We start from the raw sequence: 14,600 nt of genomic DNA, 5'->3' as shown, positions 1-14,600 counted from the left end.
ATGGGCGTAGTGACGCCATCACTGCTGCGTGGCCGCCGCATCCTTGTCCAGCCGCTTCATGAACACCAGCAGTTCCTTTTCGACCTGCTTGTCGCCGCGCGCCTGCGCGGCTTGCAGGCCGGATTCCCAGGCGGCTCGCGCACCGGCTTTGTCGCCCAGGCCCAGGCAGGCCTTGCCCAGCCATTTCCAGGCCACCGAATACGCTGGATCGAATGCCAGCGAGGCGCGCAGGTGCGTCTCAGCTTCGCGAAAGCAGTCCTGTTCGGCATAGGCCTTGCCCAGCGAGAATCGCAACAACATGTTGTCCGTGCCCTTGGCCAACATTCCTTCCAATCGGTCGATCATTTCCCGCATCACCGGCCTCCTTTGCGCCGCATGCGCTGACTGCGATGGCACATGATAGGACGGCCCGCCCACGCCGGCAGCAATGGCCCCGCGGCGCGCAGGGATAGCACCGGGCCGGCAAAACGATCGGTTTCCGTGCGTTTCAAGCGGCGTGCGCAAGGGAATGCCGGTGCGAATATCCTGTCACAGCCCAAGGGCCGGCACGTTGTGCGCCGGACCTGAACACCTGCTGACGACAGGCCTGATCGATCACCAGAGAGGTGCCCGCTTGATGCCGTATTTGCGCTCCTCGTTTTGGCACGCGCCGTATTGTCGACTGACGTCGTTGCGACTGCCGCATTGGCGCCCGCCGCGTCTGTTCCTGCATTTGCGCCTGCCCATGCGCCCGCTGTGGCGCCGTCTGGCGCCCCTGGCGCTGCTGCTGCCGCTGGCGGTCCAGGCGGCCCCGTCCGGCCCCGCGCCGGCCACTGCGGACCCCGCGCCCGCCAGCACCCGCGACGCCCCCGCGCAGGACGCCGCCCTGCTCAACCGCATCACCTGGGGCGCCACGCCCGCCGACCTGGCGCGGCTGCGCGAACTGGGCGCGGCGCGCTACCTGCAAGCGCAATTGCACCCCGACCCGCACGCCCGCCTGCCGCCCGCGGTGCAACAGCGCATCGACGCGCTGTCAATCTCGCGCCAAAGCGCCGACGATGCCCTGGCCGAACAGCGCGCGATCCGCCAGGACGCCAAGGACGCCGCCCCCGGCCCCAAGCAGGACGCCCAGCGCGACGCACGCGCCATTGCGCGCCAACGTGCCGACGACACCGCCACCCGCGCCTTCTACCGCGCCCTGTATTCACCCAACCAGCTGCAGGAACAGATGACGTGGTTCTGGATGAACCACTTCAATGTGTATGCCGACAAGAACGACATCGGCACCTACATCGACCAGTACGAAGAACGCGCCATCCGCCCGCATGCGCTGGGCAGGTTCCGCGACCTGCTGGCGGCCACGCTGCGCTCGCCAGCCATGCTGGTGTACCTGGACAACACCCAGAACGCCGCCGGCCACATCAACGAGAACTACGCCCGTGAATTGATGGAGCTGCACACGCTGGGCGTCAAGGGCGGCTACACCCAGGCCGACGTGCAGGAACTGGCGCGCATCCTCACCGGCCTGGGCATCCGCAATGCGCAAGGCACGCCCAACCTGCGGCCCGAACTGCGCGGCCAACTGGTGCAAGACGGGCTCTTCATCTTCAACCCCGCGCGCCACGACTACGGCGACAAGACCTTCCTGGGCCACACCATCCGCGGCGCCGGCATGGCCGAAGTGGACCAGGCCGTCGACCTCTTGGCGCGCCACCCCGCCACCGCGCGCTTTGTCAGCACCAAGCTGGCCGTCTACTTCCTGGGCGACGCGCCACCGGCCTCGGTCATCGACAGGATGGCCAAGACCTTCCAGGCGCAGGACGGCGACATCGCCGCCACGTTGCAGACGCTGTTCACCTCGCCCGAGTTCGCGCGGTCGCTCAAGACCGGCGTGTTCAAGGACCCGGTGCACTACGTCTATTCCGCGCTGCGCCTGGCTTACGCCGACCTGCCGCCCATCGTCAACACGCGGCCCGGCATGGGCCTGCTGCGGCAATTGGGCCAGCCGCTGAACCAGCGCCTGACGCCCGATGGCTATCCACAAGCGCAGTCGGACTGGGCCGGTTCGGGCCAGATGACCGCGCGCTTCGAAGTGGCGCGCGCCATCGCCGCCGGGCCGCAGGCCTTCTATCGCGAAGGCGACGACAAGGGGCCGGTGGACCTGCCGCGCATGCCCGACCTGTTGCGCGAGCACAGCGCCGATGGCCTGTTCGCGCACCTGTCGCCCGCCACCCGCCAGGCCATCGCCCAGGCCAAGAATCCCAAGGACGCCAACACCTACCTGTTGGCCTCGCCAGAATTCATGCGCCGCTGACCCGCGGCGCGAGGAGTCCCGACATGCATCGCCGCCGCATCCTGCAATTGATGGCCTCGGCGCCGCTGGCCTTCGGCGCCAGCCGCCTCTACGCCGCCCCCGCCGCCGCCGGCAACAAGCTGCTGGTCGTCTTCATGCGCGGCGCCTACGACGCCGCCAGCCTGCTGGTGCCCGCCAGCAGCGACTTCTATTACGAATCGCGCCCGTCCATCGCCATCGCCCGCCCCGGCAGCGGCGCGGACGCCGCCCTGCCCCTGGCCGACGGCTGGGCCCTGCATCCCGCGCTGGCCGACAGCCTGATGCCGTTCTACCAGAAGCGGCAACTGGCCTTCGTGCCCTTCGCCGGCACCGATGACCTCAGCCGCAGCCACTTCGAAACGCAGAACAGCATCGAACTGGGCCAGGGCGCGGCCCGCGCCAAGGGCGGCGATTTTCGCTCGGGCTTCCTGAACCGCCTGGCCGCCGCGCTGAGCAGCGGCGGCACGCAGTCGGCCGCCTTCACGTCGGAGGTGCCGCAGATCTTCCGCGGCAACGAACGCGTCCCCAACATCGACCTGGGCGGCGCCAGCCGCAAGTCGCGCCTGAGCGACGACGACAACCGCGTCATCGCGTCCATGTACCGCCACACCGACCTGGACGCCTCGGTCACCGAGGGCCAGCGCATCATGGGCGCAGCGCGCGAAGAGCTCGACGCGGAAATGCAGGCCGCCAACGGCAACGCCGTCTCGGCCGGCAAGCTCGAACAGGAAGCCCGCCGCATCGGCCGCTTCATGCGCGACCGCTACCACCTGGGCTTTGTCGACGTGGGCGGCTGGGACACCCACGTGGGCCAGGGCGCAGCCACCGGCGTGCTGGCCAACCGGCTGGGCCAGCTGGGCCGCGCGCTGGCCGCCTACGCCGATGCCATGGGTCCGGCCTGGAAGCAGGCCACAGTGGTGGTCATCAGCGAATTCGGCCGCACCTTCCGCGAAAACGGCAACAAGGGCACCGACCACGGCCACGGCACGGTCTACTGGGTGCTGGGCGGCAACGTACAAGGCGGCCGCATCGCCGGCCGCCAGGTCAAGGTCGCGCAGAACACGCTGTTCCAGGACCGCGACTACCCCGTCCTGAACGAATACCGCGCCCTGTTCGCCGGCCTGTTCTCGCGCCTGTACGGCCTGGACAAGGCCCGCCTGGCGCAGATATTCCCCGGCATCGCGCCGCTGGATCTGAAGCTGGTGTGACCCACTTGCGGGATGGCTCCTGCGCGTGCGCCGACACCTTCCTGTAAGGCCTTGCCCCTATCATTGGCGGGTCATTGCCCGGGCCCGCGTGCCCGGCTGCCCTAAAATCACGGACTTGTTCCCCTTGCCGCCCGCGCCGCATGCCGCGCCCCGGCCATCCCCTTTCCGGTTTTCCATGCCCCTGCATCTGCTCGCGCTGGCCGCCGCCGCTTTCGGCATCGGCACCAGCGAATTCGTCATCATGGGCCTGTTGCCCAACGTCGCCGCCGACCTCGATGTGACCATCGACATCGCCGGCCTGCTCATCACCGGCTACGCCATGGGCGTGGTGATCGGCGCGCCCATCATGGCCATCATCACCGCCAAGCTGCCGCGCAAGGCCACGCTGATCGGCCTGGCCAGCACCTTCGTGCTGGGCAACCTGCTGTGCGCGCTGGCGCCCAACTACGGGCTGCTGATGGCGGCGCGCGTGTTCACCGCCTTCTGCCACGGCGCCTTCTTCGGCATCGGCGCCGTGGTGGCGGCGGACCTGGTACCGCGCAACCAGCGGTCCAGCGCCATCGCCCTGATGTTCACCGGCCTGACGCTGGCCAATGTGCTGGGCGTGCCGCTGGGCACCGCGCTGGGCCAGGTGGCCGGCTGGCGTTCCACCTTCTGGGTGGTCAGCGGCATCGGCCTGGCCGCGGTGGCGGCGCTGGCGGCGTGGCTGCCGGGCCGCATCCCGATGCAGCCGGGCAACATCCTGCGTGAATTCAAGGTGCTGCGCGACATCCGCGTGCTGTGGCCGCTGGCGGCCAGCGTGCTGGCGTCGGCCTCGCTGTTCTGCGTACTGACCTACATCGCGCCGATCCTGCGCGACATCACCGGCGTGTCCGAACGCGGCGTGACCGGCGTGCTGCTGCTGTTCGGCGTGGCCCTGACGGTGGGCAGCACCCTGGGCGGCAAGCTGGGCGACCGCAACCTGGAAGTCTCGCTGCGCCGCATTTTCCTGGGGCTGGTGCTGGTGTTCCTGGCGCTCAGCCAGGCCATCCACGCGCTGGCGCCGATGCTGGTGATGACGTTCATCTGGGGCACGCTGGGCTTTGCCGTGGTGCCGCTGCTGCAGACCCTGATCGTGGACCAGGCGGCCGATGCGCCCAACCTGGCGTCGACGCTGAACCAGGGCGCCTTCAACCTGGGCAACGCGGGCGGCGCGTGGCTGGGCAGCCTGGCGCTGGGCCACGGCCTGCCGCTGACCGACCTGCCCTGGATGTCGGCCGCCCTCGCCGCCAGCGTGCTGCTGCTGACCTTGTGGGGCACGCGCTACTATGGACGCCATGCCGGGACGGCGCAGCCGCGGCAAGCCAGCGAACTGGCCTCGTCCCGTTCCGACGCCTGATCACCCGGCGGCGTCGACACCCCAGGAGCCCACCATGAGCACGATCTACGATTTCTCGGCCCGCGACATCCACGGCGCCGACCAACCGCTGGACGCCTACCGCGGCCGTGTGCTGCTGGTGGTGAACGTGGCCTCCAAGTGCGGCTTCACGCCGCAATACTCGGGGCTGGAAGAGCTGTACCGCGCCCTGCGCGATGACGGCCTGACCGTGCTGGGTTTTCCGTGCGACCAGTTCGGCCACCAGGAACCCGGCGACGAAGCCGAGATCCAGAATTTCTGCTCGACCCAGTACGACATCACCTTCCCGCTGTTCGCCAAGATCGACGTCAACGGCGCCGATGCCCACCCGCTGTACCGCTGGCTGAAAGGCGAAAAGCCCGGCGTGTTCGGCACCGAGGGCATCAAGTGGAACTTCACCAAGTTCCTGGTGGGCCGCGACGGCCAGGTCATCAAGCGCTACGCCCCCACCGATACGCCCGCGGGTTTGAAGGACGACATCGTGCGCGCACTGGCGGCGCCGGCCGTGTAACGCCTGTTGAGCGCCGCCCTGCCGCGGCATGGCAGGGGGAAAGCGCCCGCCCGAGTTGGCCGGCCCCGGCCAACGGCCCGCCTCAACGCAGCGGCGGCAAGCGCCGGCGCACCGTGTGCGACTTGACGATGGCGGTGTTGGTTTCGGCGAATTCGGTCACGCGTTCCAGGATGCCGTCCAGGTGCGTGATCGACCGCAGCACCAGCCGCGCGATGAAGCAGTCGTCGCCCGTGACCTTGTCGCATTCGACGAAGTCCGGAATCTCCTGGATCAGGCCCTCGACCCGGCGCAACTGTCCGGGCAGCGGGCGGATCCGCACGATCGCCTCCAGCGTGTAGCCCAGCGCCACCGGATCGACGTCCAGCGTGTAGGCGCGGATCACCCCAGATTCTTCCAGGCGCCGCAGGCGATCGGCCACGCTGGGCGCGGACATGCCGACCTGGCGCGCCAGGTCGGCCGTGGTGGTGCGCGCGTTGGCCGTCAGGGTCTCGACCAGGCGACGGTCGATACCATCCAGCACCGGGCTTTCATTCTTTAGGTCGTTTTGCATAAATTCCACCTAAATGAAGGTTCAAAAACAAAACTGCCGTAGCAACATCATATAGCTCGGACGATCGGCCTGGGATAATTTCTCCATCGAATCCCTGGCCCACAAGGCCCCTGGAGCCTCCCCATGTCCCCGTCCTCCGACCGCCTCGGCCTGGCGCAAATGGCCGCCGCCATGACCCTGTCGGGCACGCTTGGCGTGTTCGTCCTGGAATCCGGCCAAAGCGCCTGGAACGTCGTGTTCTTTCGCTGCGTCTTCGGCGCCTTGTCGCTGTTCCTGTATTGCTGGGCCCGCGGCCTGCTCAAGCCGGGGCTGTTCACGGCCCGCACGCTGGGCCTGGCGCTGGCGGCGGGCGCGGCGCTGGTGCTGAACTGGGTGCTGCTGTTTTCGGCCTACCGGCTGGCCTCGATCTCGCTGGCCACCGCCGTCTACAACGTACAGCCATTTTTCCTGATCGGCCTGGGCGCCCTGTTCCTGGGCGAACGCCCCAGCCGCGGCAAGCTGGCCTGGTCGGTGGTGGCCTTTGCCGGATTGCTGCTGGTACTGCGCCTGACCGACACGGCCGGCGCGGGCGGAGCGGCCTACCTGTCGGGCCTGCTGCTGGGCCTGGGCGCGGCGGCGCTCTATGGCGTCACCGCCGTGATCGTCAAGCGCCTGAAGGGCATCCCGCCACAGGTGCTGGCGCTGGTGCAAGTGACGCTGGGCGCCGTGATGCTGCTGCCCATGGCCGACTTCAACGCCCTGCCCGCCGCGCCGCTGCAATGGGGTTACCTGGTGGCGCTGGGGGTGATCCACACCTGCCTGATGTACATCCTGATGTACTCGGCCATCCAGAAGCTGCCCACCACGTCCACCGCCGCGCTCAGCTTCATCTACCCCGCCGTGGCCATCCTGCTCGACCTGGTGGTCTACGGCCACCGCATGGACGCCACCCAGGTCGTGGGCGTGGCGCTGATCTTCCTGGCGGCGGCCGGGGTCAGCCTGAACTGGCAATGGCGCCTTCCCGGCAGCGCCAAGCCGGGCGCGGTCTGATCCCCAGGCAGGCTGTCCCGGGCCCGGCCTGTCCCGGCAGGCGGGGCCGAGCCGCGGCCCCCTGCGCACAAACCCGCACCCGGCTTCGGGGTATTCGTCCACGCCGGCCCCACCCGCCGCTATCATGGTTTTCCTATCCGCCGCCCGGCGGCGCCAAGACAAGAAAGGAATCCGCATGATCGATCTCTATTACTGGACCACGCCGAACGGCCACAAGATCACGATCTTCCTGGAAGAAACCGGCCTGCCTTACCAGATTCATCCGATCAATATCGGCAAGGGCGACCAGTTCAAGCCCGACTTCCTGGCCATCGCCCCCAACAACCGCATTCCGGCCATCGTCGACCAGGCGCCCGCCGATGGCGGCGCGCCGATCTCGCTGTTCGAATCCGGCGCCATCCTGCAGTACCTGGCCGAAAAGACCGGCCGCTTCCTGCCGGCCGACCTGCGCGGCCGTGCCGACGTGTCGCAATGGCTGTTCTGGCAGATGGGCGGCCTGGGCCCCATGGCCGGCCAGAACCACCACTTCTCGGGCTATGCCCCCGAACGCATTCCCTACGCCATCGACCGCTACGTCAAGGAAACCAACCGCCTGTACGGGGTGTTGAACAAGCGCCTGGCCGACCGCGAATTCGTGGCCGGCGACTATTCCATCGCCGACATGGCCGCCTACCCCTGGATCGTGCCGCACGCCAAGCAAGGCCAGGACCTGAACGACTTCCCGCACCTGAAGCGCTGGTTCGACGCCATTGCCGCGCGTCCGGCCACGCAGCGCGCCTACGCCCTGGCGGACCGCATCAACACCACGCCGTCGGTCAGCGACGACGAATCGCGCCGCATCCTGTTCGGCCAGACCGCCCAGCACGTGCGTTGAACGGGCGCTGCCATGACCGATGACACCACCGACCGCGGCGCCGCGCTGCACTTTCGCCGCGCCACGCTGGCCGACCTGCCCGCCATCGTTGCGATGCTGGCCGACGACGAACTGGGGGCCAAGCGCGAAGATCCCTCCATTCCGCTGAACCCCCGCTACACTTCTGCCTTTACCGCCATCGAGCAGGACCCGAACCAGTTCTTCGCGGTGGTCGAACGCGATGCGCACCTGGTCGGCTGTTTGCAGTTATCGTTCATACCCGGCCTGTCGCGGCTGGGCCAATGGCGCGGACAGATCGAAAGCGTGCGTATCGCCTCGTCCTCGCGCGGCCAGGGCCTGGGGCGCATCATGTTCGAGTGGGCCATCGCGCAGTGCCGTTCGCAGGGATGCGACATGGTGCAGCTGACCACCGACCGCGCCCGGCCCGACGCCCGCCGCTTCTACGAAAGCCTGGGCTTCGTGGCCAGCCACGACGGCATGAAACTGAGCCTGTAGCGCCCCCCCGGCGCCCAGGCCAACCTAAGGAGCGCCCCATGCACGGCGAATACAAAGTCCCCGGCGGCAAGCTGGTCGTCGCGGACCTCGAAGTCCAGGACGGCCGCCTGGCCAACGTCCGCATCAGCGGCGACTTTTTCCTGGAACCGCCCGAGGCCCTGGAAGCCATCAACAGCGGCCTGAACGGCATGCCGGCGGACGCCGGCGAGCTGGAACTGGCGGTGGCCGTGCAGTCGGCCCTGCCCGCCAACACCGAGATGTTCGGCTTTTCGGCCGAGGCCGTGGCCGTGGTGCTGCGGAGGGCCCTGGCATGACCCGCACCGACTGGAACGACTACGACTGGCAACTGATCCACGAAGCGCCGCAGCCGCCCGCGCTGCACATGGCGCTGGACGCCGTCATCACCGACGAAGTCGGCGCCGGCACGCGCCCGCCCACCCTGCGCATCTGGGAATGGTCGGCGCCCGCGGTCGTGATCGGCCGTTTCCAATCGCTCAAGAACGAAGTCGACCCCGACGGCGCCGCGCGCCACGGCATCGAGGTCGTGCGCCGCGTCAGCGGCGGCGGCGCCATGTTCATCGAACCCGGCAACAGCATCACCTATTCGCTCAGCGCCCCGCAGGCGCTGGTGCACGGCATGAGCTTCCAGGAGTCCTACGCCTTCCTGGACGCCTGGGTGCTGCAGGCCTTGCAGGGCCTGGGCATCAAGGCCTGGTACCAGCCCCTGAACGACATCGCCTCCGACATCGGCAAGATCGGCGGCGCCGCCCAGGCGCGCCGCGCCGGTGCCGTGCTGCATCACGTCACCATGTCCTACGACATCGACGCCGATAAAATGGTGGAAGTCTTGCGCATCGGGCGCGAGAAACTGTCGGACAAGGGCACCACCAGCGCCAAGAAGCGCGTCGACCCGCTGCGCACCCAGACCGGGCTGGCGCGCGAAGTCATCATCCAGCGCATGGTCGATACCTTCGCCGGGCTGCACCGCCTGACGCCGGGCCAGCTGGGCGCCGCCACGCTGGCGAACGCCCAGGCCCAGGCCGCAGAAAAGTTCTCCACGCCCGAATGGACCGCGGTCGTCCCCTGACGGCCCCCGGGTTTACGTTCGACGGCCGCGCCGCAAGGCGCGGCCGGGTCTTTCTGGAGGTAGTTCAATGCGTCGCCCCTTTACGCCTCGCGGCGGGTTAAGCGCCCTGTTCCTGGGCACCGCCCTGTTGGCGCTGGCCGGCTGCGGCAGTTCGCCGCCCGCCAACATCACGCTGGACTCGCCGGCCTCGGCGTCGGCCTCGGCCACGCCCGAGAAAGTGGGCGACCTGTCCACCGAACGCATCAAGTGGTCGTCGGACAAACCCGGCTGCAAGGGCGACTGCCCCCGCATCGAAATCGACAGCGTGGCGTTTCCCGGCCTCCCCAAGCTGACCGCGCTGGTCGACCACGTGCTGGCCTACATGACCGGCACCGACGCCAACCGCCGCGGCCCGTATGAAACGCTGTCGGAATACACCCAGTACTTCTGGTCCACCGCCCGCCCGCGCGACGCCACCTACTTCAAGGCCAGCGTCAAGGACACCGTGGGCGACATCGTGTCCATCGAACTGCACACCGAACAGTTCCTGACGGGCGCCGCGCACGGCATCCCCGCCACCCAGTACCTGAACTGGGAACGCAGCCGCGGCCGCGTCATGGCGCTGGACGAAGCCCTGATCCCCGGCCGCCGCGGCGAGTACGTCGCCGCGCTGCAGCGCGCCCACGCCAAATGGCTGGCCGGCAACGCCGACGCCAAACGCGACCCGGCGGCCTACAACAAGATGTGGCCGTTCCAGGAAAGCGACAACTTCGCGCTCACGCGCGATGGCATCGTGGTCAAGTACGACGCCTACTCCATCGCACCCTACTCCCACGGCGAACCCGAGCTGAGCATTCCCTACGCCGACCTGCGCGGCATCCTCAAGCCGGAACTGCTGCCCAAGTCCTGACGCGGGCGCCACCAGGGCGGCCGTCGCCGGGATTGCCGCCCCCGATGAACGGCGCCCTCGTCACGGCGGGCCGGCGACCTTCGCACCAATGCAAACCGCCCCTTGCGGGGCGGCGTGCTTGTCTTCCTCACTGCTCCTCCAGCGCCGGGCCCGGGCCCGGCGCAAGAAGACCTTACGGGTACAGGCCGCGCACCTGGCGGGCTTGCAGGATGCGCGTGCAAGCCACGATGAACGCAGCGGTACGCAGCGTCACCTTGTGCTCTTTGGCCACCTGCGCCACCGAGGCGTAGGCTTCGCGCATGATGCGTTCCAGGCGCTGGTTGATCTCGTCTTCGCTCCAGAAGAAGCTGGAGAAGTCCTGCACCCACTCGAAGTACGACACGGTCACGCCGCCGGCGTTGGCCAGCACGTCCGGCACCACGTACACGCCGTGTTCAGCCAGGATGTCGTCCGCTTCGGGGGTGGTCGGGCCGTTGGCGCCTTCGACCACGATCTTGGCGCGCACCTTGGCGGCGTTGTCGATGGTGATCTGGCTTTCCAGCGCGGCCGGGATCAGGAATTCGGTTTCGAGCGTCCAGAATTCGTCCTTGTCCAGGGCCTGGCCGCCCGAGAAACCGCCCACGCCGCCATGTTGCGACACGTGCGACAGCAGCTTGTGCACGTCCAGGCCGGCCGGGTTGTGCACCGTGCCGGTATGGTCTTGCGCCGCGATGACCTTGGCGCCGGCTTCGTGGAACAGGCGGGCGGCGGTGCCACCCACGTTGCCAAAGCCCTGCACCACCACGCGTGCCTTGGACACGTCGATGTTCAGGTCGCGCGCCGCTTCGCAGCCGACCACGAACACGCCGCGGCCGGTGGCCTCGACGCGGCCCAGGCTGCCGCCCAGCGCGATCGGCTTGCCGGTCACCACGCCGGTGGCGGTGGAGCCTTCGTTCATGGAGTACGTGTCCATCATCCAGGCCATGGTCTGGGCGTTGGTGTTCACGTCAGGAGCGGGAATGTCCTTGGAGGGTCCGATGATGACCCCGATTTCCGAGGTGTAGCGGCGCGTCATGCGCTCGAGTTCGGACTGCGACAGCTTGCGCGGGTCGACGCGGATGCCGCCCTTGGCGCCGCCGTAGGGCAGGTTCACCGCGGCGTTCTTGACCGACATCCACGCGGCCAGCGCCATCACTTCCGACAGGGTGACGTCCTGGTGGAAGCGCACGCCGCCCTTGCCGGGGCCGCGCGAGGTGTTGTGCTGCACGCGGTAGCCTTCGAAGTGGGCCACGCTGCCGTTGTCCAGCTCGATCGGCACATCGACGATCAGCGAACGCTTCGGGCGCTTCAGGGTCTCGACCCAGCGAGCCAGCGAGCCGAGGTACGGGGTGACCCGATCGACTTGTTGCAGGTAATTACCCCAGGGGCCGAGATCGTCGGCATTCAGATAAGACGGCAAGGCATGGGTGGGAATTTGAGACATGAACATGCTCTCCTGACAAAGTTGCGCCATTTTATCCATAACCATAATGCGTCCCCATATTTAATATAAATATTTTAATTGGGGACGCATTTATGCGCATGGAGACCGCGAGCGTTGCCGAGCCTGCCGAAACGCTGCGCCTATCCTAGCCCTGCGAGACGCCAGCGTCCAGGCTGCGGGACCTGTCCAACGGCTGGTTCACACGGGCTTGCCGCCCGGGAACGGACGAAGACGCGTCCCGGGCCGCCATGCGCCGGATGCTCTGCGGCGGATGGCCGAGAATGCGAATGAACGCCCTGCGCATCCGTTCCGGATCAGCAAAGCCAATGTTCTGCGCTATCAATTCAATGGGTTCCGCGCCCCGCTCGACGCGCTGCCTGGCCACCTCGACTCTCAGACGCTCTACAGCCTTGGCTGGCGTCTCCCCCGTTTCGGCAAGAAATGCGCGCCCGAACTGTCGCGGGCTCAAGCAGGCGATGGAAGCCAGCAGCTCCGTCGACAATGCCTGGTCGAGGTGTTCACGCATATAGGTAAGCACATTGCGGATTCGATCCGACTCGGGCTCCATATCCGCAATGGCCGAAAATTGGGACTGTCCGCCGGGCCGACGATGGTAGACCACCAGCATCTGCGCCACCGCATGGGACAACGCCGTGCCGAAATCCTCTTCGATCATGGCCAACGCCATGTCGATTCCCGTGGTGACGCCGGCGGATGTCCAGATGCCGCCCTCTTTCGTGAAGATCCGATCGCCATCCACCTTCACCCGCGGGTACTCCCGCTGAAGACGGGTGGCGTATTGCCAATGCGTCGTGGCACATCGGCCATCCAACAGACCGCTCGCCGCCAAGATAAAGGCGCCAGTACATACGCTGGCGACGCGACGTGTGCCTTGGGCCACCAGGTGCTTCAAATAGCCGCACGTTTCGAGCAACGCCTGATCAGGGTATGCGCCCAGGCCTGCGCCCGTCACGATCAAGGTGTCATAGGCGGAAAACCCGGCCTTTTGCGTCGACACTTCCAGGCCGGACGAACTTGAAACGGGCCCTTCGACAAGCGAGATCACCTGGCAATGGTACGAGGCCCCGCCCAATAGCCGTCCGGCCACCTCGAAGGCCGCCAAGGGCCCCGTCAGATCCTGAATCTGAAAGTCGGGAAATACGAGAAAAGCGACGTCGCGCGAAGCGCGGGGCGCATGGGATGACATCCGGTTCATAACTCCCTTTCATCGCGGTCGAAAGCTGGCCAGGCCACGCATGAGGCAGAGGCACCGCGTCGCCCCGTGTCTATGGTGCACCGTATTCGCTATGTCTTGAATGACATATATCCCTCAAAAAACGACATCCCGATTCGCTGGATCCATATCGCTTCCGTGGGAGAGTCGATATGGCGCTAAAGGAGGGAAGTACGTCCTTTTGCCGCAAGGCCGCAATCCGGAGAATCTCTGTACGTTGCAAAAGCACACAACGACTTCGCGTCATTTTTCAAGGCGACACCTCACATGACACACACAACGTCCAACGACCCGGGGAGTGCGGCCGCATGACCCGCCAACGCCCACTCGGCCCCCCTGGAACCAAGCCGGTCATCCTGCGCGCCGCACTCGTGACAGCGGGGCTCGCAACCGCCGCAGCATGCATCTTGTCTCTACTGCCAGGCAAAGAATCGCAAGCGGTGGCTCCTGAAGCGCTTCCCGCGGTATCCATCGCAACACCGGTCCAGCGTACCGTGATCGAGTGGGATGACTATGTCGGCCGTTTTGAGGCGAGTCGCCGGGTGGAGGTTCGCCCCCGGGTCTCGGGGCAGATTGTCGAGGTTCACTTCAAGGACGGAGAAATCGTCCAACAAGGCCAACTGCTTTTCTCCATTGACCCCCGCCCCTACAAAGCCGCTTGCGCGGAAGCGCAAGCGGGCCTGGCAAGCGCAACGAGCGAGCTTGCCCTGGCTCGAGCCGACCTTGCGCGTGCGCAGCGGCTGGTGGGTGACAGCGCAATTTCAAAGGGCGATATCGATCAGTTGCGCGCGCGCGTGCAGGCAGGCGCCGCACACGTCGACGCCGCGCAGGCTCGCGTTGCCCTGAAATCGCTTGAGCTCGAGTTCACCGAAGTTCGCTCGCCCATCGCCGGCAGGGTTTCCGACCGACGGGTCGACCCTGGCAACTTGGTCGTGGCCTCGGAGGCCGGCAATGGCAGCTACATGACCACCATCAATGCACTGGACCCGATCTATTTTTCATTCGATGCCTCAGAAGCCCTGTACCTGAAAGCCATGCGCGCTCGAGAGCCGGGCGCCCCGCAAGCGCGGGTCGAAGTACGCCTGCAGGATGAGCCGGACTACACGTGGCACGGAAAGCTCGACTTCACCGATAACGGAATCGATCCCCGCTCAGGGACCATACGGATGCGCGCGGTGATCGAGAATCCCAAGCAGTTTCTGACACCGGGCCTGTTCGGAAACATGAGATTGGCGAGCGGACCCGGGGTGCCTGCCTTGCTGATTCCCGATGCCGCCATCCAGACGGACCAGACTCGCAAGACGGTCCTTACCGTTTCCGCCGAAGGCACCGTGTTGGTCAAGACCATTGAGCTTGGTCCGCTTGTCGACGGACTCAGGGTCGTTCGAGCCGGGCTCGCTGCAGACGATCGCGTGGTCGTCGCCGGTCAGCAACTCGCCATTCCAGGCTCGAAGGTGCAAGCCACGCCGGCAGCGGCTTCCCGCCAGACCGGAATGGCGAACTCGAACCCTCCCATTTCCCGCAGCACGCCGACATTCACGTCCTCGTGATGCG

The 14,600-nt window shown here is 67.0% G+C and carries 15 protein-coding genes; 11 read left to right on the top strand and 4 right to left on the bottom strand.

Annotated features, from left to right (window positions below; genetic code table 11):
- Positions 1 to 18: 18 nt before the first annotated feature.
- Positions 19 to 354, bottom strand: a complete 336-nt coding sequence (locus tag AC6LJ2_RS08015) for a hypothetical protein (protein ID WP_263912559.1) — start codon at positions 352 to 354, stop codon at positions 19 to 21.
- A 370-nt stretch (positions 355 to 724) separates the two neighbouring features.
- On the opposite strand from AC6LJ2_RS08015, the gene AC6LJ2_RS08010 reads away from it, so the two are divergent.
- From AC6LJ2_RS08010 to AC6LJ2_RS07995, 4 genes are all read left to right on the top strand, one after another.
- Complete coding sequence (locus tag AC6LJ2_RS08010; RefSeq protein ID WP_498151134.1) at positions 725 to 2,293, top strand: DUF1800 domain-containing protein; 1,569 nt, start codon at positions 725 to 727, stop codon at positions 2,291 to 2,293.
- A 23-nt stretch (positions 2,294 to 2,316) separates the two neighbouring features.
- Positions 2,317 to 3,519, top strand: a complete 1,203-nt coding sequence (locus AC6LJ2_RS08005; RefSeq protein WP_498151133.1) for a DUF1501 domain-containing protein — start codon at positions 2,317 to 2,319, stop codon at positions 3,517 to 3,519.
- A gap of 175 nt (positions 3,520 to 3,694) precedes the next feature.
- Positions 3,695 to 4,897, top strand: coding sequence for an MFS transporter (locus AC6LJ2_RS08000; protein WP_263912556.1), 1,203 nt, complete (start codon positions 3,695 to 3,697; stop codon positions 4,895 to 4,897).
- Positions 4,898 to 4,931: 34 nt separating this feature from the next.
- Complete coding sequence (locus AC6LJ2_RS07995) at positions 4,932 to 5,426, top strand: glutathione peroxidase (protein WP_263912555.1); 495 nt, start codon at positions 4,932 to 4,934, stop codon at positions 5,424 to 5,426.
- A gap of 82 nt (positions 5,427 to 5,508) precedes the next feature.
- Here the strand turns inward: AC6LJ2_RS07995 and AC6LJ2_RS07990 are convergent, their stop codons facing one another.
- Positions 5,509 to 5,976 carry an Lrp/AsnC family transcriptional regulator gene (locus AC6LJ2_RS07990; protein WP_175194257.1) on the bottom strand — a complete coding sequence of 156 codons (468 nt, stop codon included), beginning with the start codon at positions 5,974 to 5,976 and terminating at the stop codon, positions 5,509 to 5,511.
- A 123-nt stretch (positions 5,977 to 6,099) separates the two neighbouring features.
- Here AC6LJ2_RS07990 and AC6LJ2_RS07985 point away from each other — a divergent pair, with 123 nt between their 5' ends.
- The 6 genes from AC6LJ2_RS07985 (at position 6,100) to AC6LJ2_RS07960 (ending at position 10,350) form a co-directional block, all read left to right on the top strand.
- On the top strand, positions 6,100 to 7,005 hold the full coding sequence (locus AC6LJ2_RS07985; protein WP_445658849.1) for a DMT family transporter: 906 nt from the start codon (positions 6,100 to 6,102) through the stop codon (positions 7,003 to 7,005).
- A 175-nt stretch (positions 7,006 to 7,180) separates the two neighbouring features.
- Positions 7,181 to 7,879 (top strand): glutathione S-transferase N-terminal domain-containing protein, encoded by a 699-nt coding sequence (locus AC6LJ2_RS07980; RefSeq protein WP_263912553.1) that lies wholly within the window; start codon positions 7,181 to 7,183, stop codon positions 7,877 to 7,879.
- Positions 7,880 to 7,891: 12 nt separating this feature from the next.
- Positions 7,892 to 8,374, top strand: coding sequence for a GNAT family N-acetyltransferase (locus AC6LJ2_RS07975; RefSeq protein WP_263912552.1), 483 nt, complete (start codon positions 7,892 to 7,894; stop codon positions 8,372 to 8,374).
- Positions 8,375 to 8,412: 38 nt separating this feature from the next.
- The gene (gene lplB, locus AC6LJ2_RS07970) at positions 8,413 to 8,688 is read left to right on the top strand and encodes a lipoate-protein ligase small subunit (protein ID WP_263912551.1); all 276 of its coding nucleotides are present in this window, start codon (positions 8,413 to 8,415) and stop codon (positions 8,686 to 8,688) included.
- A complete protein-coding gene (locus AC6LJ2_RS07965) occupies positions 8,685 to 9,461 on the top strand; it encodes a lipoate--protein ligase family protein (protein WP_445658848.1) in 777 nt (258 codons plus the stop codon). The genes lplB and AC6LJ2_RS07965 overlap by 4 nt, the downstream gene beginning before the upstream one ends.
- Positions 9,462 to 9,528: 67 nt before the next feature.
- Positions 9,529 to 10,350, top strand: coding sequence for an RsiV family protein (locus AC6LJ2_RS07960; RefSeq protein ID WP_263912549.1), 822 nt, complete (start codon positions 9,529 to 9,531; stop codon positions 10,348 to 10,350).
- Positions 10,351 to 10,522: 172 nt separating this feature from the next.
- On the opposite strand, the gene AC6LJ2_RS07955 is transcribed toward AC6LJ2_RS07960, so the two are convergent.
- Both AC6LJ2_RS07955 and AC6LJ2_RS07950 read right to left on the bottom strand, forming a co-directional pair.
- Positions 10,523 to 11,812: a Glu/Leu/Phe/Val family dehydrogenase gene (locus AC6LJ2_RS07955; RefSeq protein ID WP_263912548.1), complete on the bottom strand. Its 1,290-nt coding sequence runs from the start codon at positions 11,810 to 11,812 to the stop codon at positions 10,523 to 10,525.
- Positions 11,813 to 11,957: 145 nt separating this feature from the next.
- Entirely contained in the window at positions 11,958 to 13,028 is a 1,071-nt protein-coding gene (locus AC6LJ2_RS07950) for a GlxA family transcriptional regulator (protein ID WP_498151132.1), read from the bottom strand.
- Between the two features lie 326 nt (positions 13,029 to 13,354).
- On the opposite strand from AC6LJ2_RS07950, the gene AC6LJ2_RS07945 reads away from it, so the two are divergent.
- Positions 13,355 to 14,596, top strand: coding sequence for an efflux RND transporter periplasmic adaptor subunit (locus AC6LJ2_RS07945; RefSeq protein WP_263912546.1), 1,242 nt, complete (start codon positions 13,355 to 13,357; stop codon positions 14,594 to 14,596).
- Positions 14,597 to 14,600 lie beyond the last annotated feature (4 nt).

Source organism: Achromobacter sp. 1014246743 (assembly GCF_059760725.1).
Note: the sequence above shows the minus strand (reverse complement) of the source record. Positions and strands in the feature narration are given on the sequence as shown.

Excerpts from the sequence above, each read along its gene's own strand:
- AC6LJ2_RS08015 (WP_263912559.1), bottom strand. The coding sequence starts at position 354 with ATGCGGGAAATGATCGACCGATTGGAAGGAATGTTGGCCAAGGGCACG.
- AC6LJ2_RS08010 (WP_498151134.1), top strand. The coding sequence starts at position 725 with ATGCGCCCGCTGTGGCGCCGTCTGGCGCCCCTGGCGCTGCTGCTGCCG.
- AC6LJ2_RS08005 (WP_498151133.1), top strand. The coding sequence starts at position 2,317 with ATGCATCGCCGCCGCATCCTGCAATTGATGGCCTCGGCGCCGCTGGCC.
- AC6LJ2_RS08000 (WP_263912556.1), top strand. The coding sequence starts at position 3,695 with ATGCCCCTGCATCTGCTCGCGCTGGCCGCCGCCGCTTTCGGCATCGGC.
- AC6LJ2_RS07995 (WP_263912555.1), top strand. The coding sequence starts at position 4,932 with ATGAGCACGATCTACGATTTCTCGGCCCGCGACATCCACGGCGCCGAC.
- AC6LJ2_RS07990 (WP_175194257.1), bottom strand. The coding sequence starts at position 5,976 with ATGCAAAACGACCTAAAGAATGAAAGCCCGGTGCTGGATGGTATCGAC.
- AC6LJ2_RS07985 (WP_445658849.1), top strand. The coding sequence starts at position 6,100 with ATGTCCCCGTCCTCCGACCGCCTCGGCCTGGCGCAAATGGCCGCCGCC.
- AC6LJ2_RS07980 (WP_263912553.1), top strand. The coding sequence starts at position 7,181 with ATGATCGATCTCTATTACTGGACCACGCCGAACGGCCACAAGATCACG.
- AC6LJ2_RS07975 (WP_263912552.1), top strand. The coding sequence starts at position 7,892 with ATGACCGATGACACCACCGACCGCGGCGCCGCGCTGCACTTTCGCCGC.
- lplB (WP_263912551.1), top strand. The coding sequence starts at position 8,413 with ATGCACGGCGAATACAAAGTCCCCGGCGGCAAGCTGGTCGTCGCGGAC.
- AC6LJ2_RS07965 (WP_445658848.1), top strand. The coding sequence starts at position 8,685 with ATGACCCGCACCGACTGGAACGACTACGACTGGCAACTGATCCACGAA.
- AC6LJ2_RS07960 (WP_263912549.1), top strand. The coding sequence starts at position 9,529 with ATGCGTCGCCCCTTTACGCCTCGCGGCGGGTTAAGCGCCCTGTTCCTG.
- AC6LJ2_RS07955 (WP_263912548.1), bottom strand. The coding sequence starts at position 11,812 with ATGTCTCAAATTCCCACCCATGCCTTGCCGTCTTATCTGAATGCCGAC.
- AC6LJ2_RS07950 (WP_498151132.1), bottom strand. The coding sequence starts at position 13,028 with ATGAACCGGATGTCATCCCATGCGCCCCGCGCTTCGCGCGACGTCGCT.
- AC6LJ2_RS07945 (WP_263912546.1), top strand. The coding sequence starts at position 13,355 with ATGACCCGCCAACGCCCACTCGGCCCCCCTGGAACCAAGCCGGTCATC.